Here is a 6,688-nt window from a genome sequence, read left to right as displayed (position 1 = left end):
CCGGTAACATTCCGAACCCGGAAGCTAAGCCCTCCAGCGCCGATGGTACTGCACTCGGGAGGGTGTGGGAGAGTAGGACACCGCCGGACAATCTTCCAGTCAGGGCCACCCTTCGGGGTGGCCCTGACTGCGTTTGTGGCCCGCTTCCGTGAATCGCCCCGGGCACGCTGCCGCGTCTCGTACCGTCGGTGCGGGAACCGCCCGCGCCTGCCCCGTCAGGCGGGCGGAAAACGTGACGTGGTGTACCCGCCGCCCACGATCGGGGGCGGAGCGGTGGGGGTACCTGCTGATGGTTCGGCCGGAACTGACCGCCAGGCGCTGGCGGAGGCAGGAGTGGTCATGAAGATCGGAATCATCGGGTCGGGGCACATCGGAGGCACCCTCACCCGGCGGCTGCGCACCCTGGGCCACGACGTCACGGTGGCGAACTCGCGCGGGCCGCAGAGCCTGACCGACCTGGCCGCGGAGACCGGTGCCACGGCCGGCACCCTGGAGGACGCCGTCCAGGGCGCGGACCTGGTCGTCGTCGCCATCCCGCTCCGGGCCGTGCCGGAGCTGCCGGCGGCGCTCTTCGACGGCAAGCTGGTCGTCGACGCGGACAACTACTACCCCGAGCGGGACGGCGACATCCCCGAGCTGCTCGACCGCAGCCTCAGCTCCAGCCGCTGGACCGCGGACCACCTCAAGGGCGCCCGGGTGGTGAAGGTCTTCAACAACATCCAGGCCGCGTACCTGATGGACGGCGGCAAGCCGGCGGGCACGCCCGACCGCATCGGGTTGCCGGTCGCCGGTGACGACGCCGAGGCCAAGCGGGTGGTCATGGAACTCGTGGACGCGCTGGGCTTCGACCCCGTGGACGCCGGCACGCTCGACGAGAGCTGGCGGCAGCAGCCGGGCACCCCGGTCTACGGCACCGACCGTGACGCGGACGGCGTACGGCAGGGGTTGGCCGCGGCGCGGCCCTGAACGGGCGTACGACAGGGAAAAGCCCCGCCGGCGATGTGGCCGGCGGGGCTTTGCCGTGCGTGCGCCCGACGGGCGTCAGGCGGGTGGCTTGGCGCAGATGAAGCGCGGCTCGGGGTCGTAGCGCCAGCTGAACTTCTCCCGCTTCACGACCTTGCCGTCCTTCTTGATGACCCGGTAGGCGTCCTGGGCGAAGCCCACGCTGCCCGCGGCGGAGATGCAGCTCGGGCCGGGATCCAGGTAGACCGTCCTGGGCTGGGTGATGTTCCGGCGGGGCCCGTACTCCGTCTTGACGCTGTCGTAGATCTTGGTGCTCCACATCGACACGGTGATCGTGCTGGAGGTGTAGGACGTGTCGATCAGGACGCCGTGCGGGGTGTTGTTGCGGAACTTGAAGTCCAGCTGCGGCCAGAAGATGGTCGACTCGATGACCGCGGGGTAGCGGCTGAAGTAGAACGAGTGCGGCTTGTGCTCGACGTCCTCCAGCCCGGCGTAGTAGCTGGCGTTGAAGAGCGTCGTCGTGAACTGCGAGACCCCGCCACCCACGCCCGGCACAAGCTTGCCGCCGACGATGGTCGGCGCGTCCTTGTAGCCCTGGTCGTAGCCGCGTTCGCCGGTGTGGCCGTTGAGGGAGAAGGTCTCCCCCGGCCGCACGATGGCGCCGTCCACGTCCTTGGCGGCCTGGACGATGTTCTGGCTGCGCGGCGAGGACAGACCACCGGGGAACCGGGTGGTGAACGTGGAGACCCGCTCCTTGATGCCCAGCTCGGCGAGCTTGGCCTCGGTCAGCTCGGGCTCGGCCGGCTTCAGCGCCGCGGTCACCGTGCGGCCGTCCGCCCTGGGCAGCACCGCGAGCAGGTCCCGGCCGAGCGCCGCGGCGTCGACCTGCCGGCCGGCCCGGCCCGGCACCACCTTCGGCTTGCCGCCGCTGATGGTCAGCCCGGCGTCCTTGGGCGCGACCTCCAGCTTCGCCAGCCCGTCGCCGAGCGCGGCCCGCAGCCGCTTGACGTCGACGCGGGGGGTCAGCTTGCCCGCGTCGTCGGCGGCGAAGCGCAGGCCCCGGGCGATGGCGGCGGGCGGGATGGTGACCTTGCCGCCGTCGGTGGTGAGCGTGACGGGTGCCGCGACGGCCGGACGGGCCAGCTCGGCGAGGAACCGGTCGACCTCCTCGCGGGTGGTCGCCGGCCACTTCTCGACCAGCGGCACGGTCACCGGCTTGCCAGCCAGCCAGCCGGCCTTCACGACGTGGGCCGCGCCCGCCGCGTCGACGGTCAGCGCCGGCTTCGGGTAGACCGGCTTCGGGGTGGTGCCGGTGAAGATGATGGCCGGCATGGTCATCTCGCGGCCCTGGTTGCCCATCGCCGCTCGCAGCGCGGCCTCGAGGCGGGCGGTGTCGACCGTCACGACCGGCTCGACGGTTCGGGAGCCGACGAGGCGGCTCACCGGGTGCGCCTCGGCGGCGGCCGCCGCCGCCACCGTGGCGTCCACGTCGATGGCGAGCCCGACGTCGGCCGGCTTCAGCTCGGCCTGCTTCTCGCCCACGGTGACGGTGACCGGGGCGTTGAGCGTCGCGGCCCGGCGCGCCAGCTCGGCGTGCAGCGCCCGGGCCGCCTCGGCGCGGCTCCGACCGCCCAGCTCGGCGCCGAGGACCGTGGTGCCCCGGGGCACGTCGCCGGCGTACGCGTAGGCGCCGAGACCGGTGCCGGCGGCCAGCACGGCGGCGACGATCCCGCCGGCGAGCAGCATCCGCCCCCGGGACCGACCCGACTTCCCGGGCCCGCCCGCGGCGGGTGCGGCGACCGGTTCCGGCTCCACGTCCGGCCAGCTCACGGCCTTCACCTTCACGGTGGGCCGGTCGTCGGCGGAAGGCACTTTTTCGCCGTACAGCGTCACAGCAACCTCGATCGGAAGTACCACGCGGGGACCGCTTCCCCCACGGGAGACACCTACGGTAACCAACGCCCGAGCCGGCCGGCAGTCTCCGCCCCGGGGGGTTGTCGGGCGGCGGCGTCCGCCGTTCGCCGGTGTCGCCGTCATCACCCCGGCGGGACCTCCGCGGCGGTCCGGATCGTGGGACGGTGGCCGGGTGCGGACGGATGAGCGGACCCTGGCGTACGGCGGTGGCTGGCTGGACCGGGCGGGGGCGCTGCGCGCCGACCTGGGGTGGGTCGCCGCGCGGCTGACCGACCCGGAGAGCGCCCTGCTGCCGCTGTGGCGGGACCGGTGCCTGGTCGCGGCCGATCGGGTGCCGGTGCGCCGCTCAGGGGCCGAGGCGGCAGGGCTGCGCGCCGCCGCCGACGAGACGGTGTTCCTCGGGCTGGACTCCGGCCGGGCGGCGTTCGCCGTGGACCTCTCCGGCCGGGGCGAGGCCGAGGCGTGCGAGTTGGCCGGTGCGGCCGAGGCGGTGGACGTCCGGGCGCTCGTGGGCGGGCTGGGGCCGGCCGAGGCGGCCGTCCAGGCGTACGCCAGGGGGTTGCTGCACTGGCACCGGGGCCACCGGTTCTGCGGCGGCTGCGGTGCGGCCACGGTGGCGGGCGACGGCGGGCACACCCGGTCCTGCACGGGCCCGGGTTGTGGCCAGCTGCACTTCCCCCGCATCGAGCCGGCGGTCATCGTGCTGGTCGAGGCGCCCGGTGAGCCGGAGCGCTGCCTGCTGGCCCGGCACCGGGGCGCGGCGGAGGACTCCTGGTCGACCCTGGCGGGGTTCGTGGAGGTCGGCGAGAGCCTGGAGGACGCGGTCCGCCGGGAGCTGGCCGAGGAGGCCGGGGTGGCGGTGGTCGACGTGGCGTACCAGGGTTCCCAGGCCTGGCCGTTCCCGGCCGGGCTGATGGTGGGCTTCCGTGCGACGGCTGCCTCCACCGAGGTGCGGGTGGACGGCGACGAACTGGTGGACGCGCGCTGGTTCACGCGGGCGGAGCTGCGGGAGCGGGTGTCGGCGGGGCGCCCGCTAGGTCGGATCGACTCGATCGACCACCATCTGCTCGGGTCCTGGTTGGACGGCCGGAGCTGACCGGCCTCCGGACGGTCAGCCGGGTCGGCCGGACGGGTGAACGGGGCATCACCCTCAGCGGCTTGTCAGCTGTCCGTTATTGAACTGTGACTTAGGCCCGTGACGGCTACCACAGGTGAAACGTCTCTGTCTTCCTGTCGTAATAGGGCCGTTTTGCCCTGAGCCCCTTGCTATCGGGATGTTAACCGTTGGTAACCGTGGGCGATCTTGATACCACGACTGTGTTACCCGTCAGTAGCAAGGGACTTGTGAGGTGTGTCGCTTCGCGGGAGCATGCAATCCGCGTACCGCGCGTCCGTCGGCACAACGGGCCCGCGCCGCCCCGCAGCTTTCCCCGTCCCGCGTCGCGTCCCGCGCCGGTGACGCACCCCCCGTCGAGGAGGACCTTGTGAGTGAATCGGAGAACCGCCAGATGAGTGGCGGCACCCGTTGGCGTCGCTTTGCCGCCGTGATGGTGCCCGCCACCGTCGTGGCCGGCGGCATCGTGCTGGGCATGGCCAACGGCGCCATCGCGGCCTCGTTCGCCGTCTCGGGCTCGACCTTCAAGGTCGGCGCCTCGAAGCTGGAGGGCAACGGCTTCAAGCAGTACGGCGGTCTGGTCAAGGAGAGCGACGGCATCCAGCACCCGGTGGCCGTCTCCGAGATCGCCGACGCCAAGCTCTACGACCTCTGCCAGTCGGTGAACGCCAGCCTTCCGAACATCCCGATCGTGCTGACCATCAACGCCGGTGGCGGCGGCAAGCCGGCGACCGCCACCGACCTGCTGATCGACATGGACTCGCTCGAGGGTGACGCCACGTTCGAGAAGATCAAGATCGGCCGCGACGCGGGCGACATGAACCCGGCCCAGCCCGTCCTGCCCAAGTCCTTCGGCCAGAGCGCGGACAAGGTGACCATCACCGGCCTGGAGCAGGTGGCGCGGTCCACCAGCGCCGGCGTCTTCACCCTCAACGGCCTGAAGCTGAAGGTCAACGTGGGCAAGAACGCCAAGGAATGCTTCTGATCTGATGTCGAGGCCCGCGGAGGGCGCCCTCCGCGGGCCTCGTCCTTGTCTCACGCCGTCAGCACCGCCAGGAGGAGTACGTGACAACCGCCGAGACGCAGCAGGCCGAGCCCGGTCGGGCCGGCCAGGCGTGGCGTAACTTCCGCCGGTGGCGGCGGACGCGGCCGTTCTGGGGCGGGCTCTTCACCGCGCTGGCCGGCCTCGAGATCTTCGGCACCACACAGATGAGCCTCCACGGCCTCACCTTCCAGATGGGGCCCACCGGCTTCCTGTCCTGGCTGATCCCGGTCATCCTCTTCACCTGCGGCATGCTGCTCTGGTTCAGCCCGCAGCAGCGCATGTTCTACGCGGTGGTCGCCGCGGTCACCGCGCTCTACTCGATGATCGGGGTGAACCTCGGCGGCTTCTTCATCGGCCTGCTGCTCGGCATGGTCGGCAGCGCCCTCGGCTTCGCCTGGGTGCCGCAGAAGCAGCCGGCCGCCGAGCCCGCCGCGCCCGTGGAGCCGGCGGAGGAGGACGACGCGAGCGGGGAGCCGGAGCCGGCCCTCGTCGACGAGTTGCTGCCCCGGCAGCGCGAGGACGAGACGACCGGCGTCCTGACCGACACCCTGCCCGAGCCGCGTAACCCGCTGCGCGAGCCCGCTCCGGCGGACCCGCCCGGCGCCACCGACAGCACCCAGATGCTGCCGCCCGTCGGACCGGACACGCCGCGGGGCGGCGGGCACCGGGACCCCAGGGCGTACGCGATCCTGTTCGTCGTCGCCACCGTCTCCGCGGCCGGCCTGTTCGCGCTCCGCGGTCAGGAGCCGGCAGTCGCGGCGCCGGCCGCCTGCCCGACCGCTACGGCCCCGGCCCCGCGCCCCAGCGCGTCGGCCTCGGCGTCGGCGTCGGCCAGCCCGAGCACGGCACCGGCCGAGGAGAAGCCGGCCGAGGAGGAGCCGGCTGAGGAGCAGAAGGACTCGGACGGCAACCTGCTGACCGACATCGTCGACGGCATCACCGACCTGTTCACCGGGGGCGACGACCCCGAGCCCTCGCCCAGCCCCAGCACCTCGTCCGCCCCGGCGGCGGCCGCCGCGCCGGCGGCCACCGCGACCGGGACCGCCACGCCGAAGCCGAGCGGCAGTGCCACGACGACGCCGTCCACCCCGGCGAAGCCGGACGCCGACTGCGACAGCCCGGCGCCGACGAAGCCGAAGCCGGTCGAGGAGGGCAAGCCGCTGCCGAAGCTGGCCGCCGACCCGGACCAGCCGATGGTCGCGGACCCGCCGTCGAAGCTCACCGGCTCCAAGGTGACCATGACCGGGCTGCGATTCGAGGGGATCGTCGAGTTGCCCACCCGGGACGGCAAGCTCAAGTGCCTGAAGTTCTCCATGGACAAGGCCGTGACGGAGGACTTCACCCTCCTGGCCACCGGTCCGGCCGGTAAGAAGCAGCGGTACGTCACCGACCGGCTCACCGTCGAGGGCGACGTCGCCTTCTACGCCACCCGCTTCGTCGGGCACCTGCTCGGCATCAAGATCACGCTCACCCCGGACCTGCCGTTCCCGGACGGCCTTCCGATCACCTCGCCGATCCCGATCAGCTTCACCGACCCGGTGATCGACCTGGCGTACGAGAACTCGAAGTCGCTCACCGCCCGGCCGGTGCTCAAGCTCGACCTGACCTGACCCGGACGGCCACGCGAAACGGCCGGGAGCCGGAGGAACCCC

Annotated in this window: 5 protein-coding genes and 1 rRNA gene; 5 read left to right on the top strand and 1 reads right to left on the bottom strand. The window is 72.5% G+C overall.

Translation table 11 applies throughout. The features are described 5' to 3' along the window. Nucleotides 1-89, top strand: a 5S ribosomal RNA gene (gene rrf, locus ABZS80_RS10300); the annotation flags it as partial. A gap of 250 nt (nt 90-339) precedes the next feature. Continuing rightward, on the top strand, nt 340-966 hold the full coding sequence (locus ABZS80_RS10295) for an NADPH-dependent F420 reductase (RefSeq protein ID WP_355055418.1): 627 nt from the start codon (nt 340-342) through the stop codon (nt 964-966). Between the two features lie 75 nt (nt 967-1,041). Here the strand turns inward: ABZS80_RS10295 and ABZS80_RS10290 are convergent, their stop codons facing one another. Then, nucleotides 1,042-2,856, bottom strand: a complete 1,815-nt coding sequence (locus ABZS80_RS10290; protein ID WP_355055417.1) for a VanW family protein — start codon at nt 2,854-2,856, stop codon at nt 1,042-1,044. A 193-nt stretch (nt 2,857-3,049) separates the two neighbouring features. Here ABZS80_RS10290 and nudC point away from each other — a divergent pair, with 193 nt between their 5' ends. From nudC to ABZS80_RS10275, 3 genes are all read left to right on the top strand, one after another. Continuing rightward, complete coding sequence (nudC, locus tag ABZS80_RS10285; protein ID WP_355055416.1) at nt 3,050-3,973, top strand: NAD(+) diphosphatase; 924 nt, start codon at nt 3,050-3,052, stop codon at nt 3,971-3,973. 412 nt (nt 3,974-4,385) lie between these two features. After that, complete coding sequence (locus ABZS80_RS10280) at nt 4,386-4,976, top strand: DUF6230 family protein (protein WP_355055433.1); 591 nt, start codon at nt 4,386-4,388, stop codon at nt 4,974-4,976. 80 nt (nt 4,977-5,056) lie between these two features. Beyond that, nucleotides 5,057-6,646 (top strand): DUF6114 domain-containing protein, encoded by a 1,590-nt coding sequence (locus ABZS80_RS10275; protein ID WP_355055415.1) that lies wholly within the window; start codon nt 5,057-5,059, stop codon nt 6,644-6,646. Nucleotides 6,647-6,688 lie beyond the last annotated feature (42 nt).

It is taken from the genome of Micromonospora sp. NPDC005305, assembly GCF_040607315.1.
GTDB lineage: Bacteria > Actinomycetota > Actinomycetes > Mycobacteriales > Micromonosporaceae > Micromonospora.
This window is presented reverse-complemented; position numbering and strand designations above follow the sequence as displayed.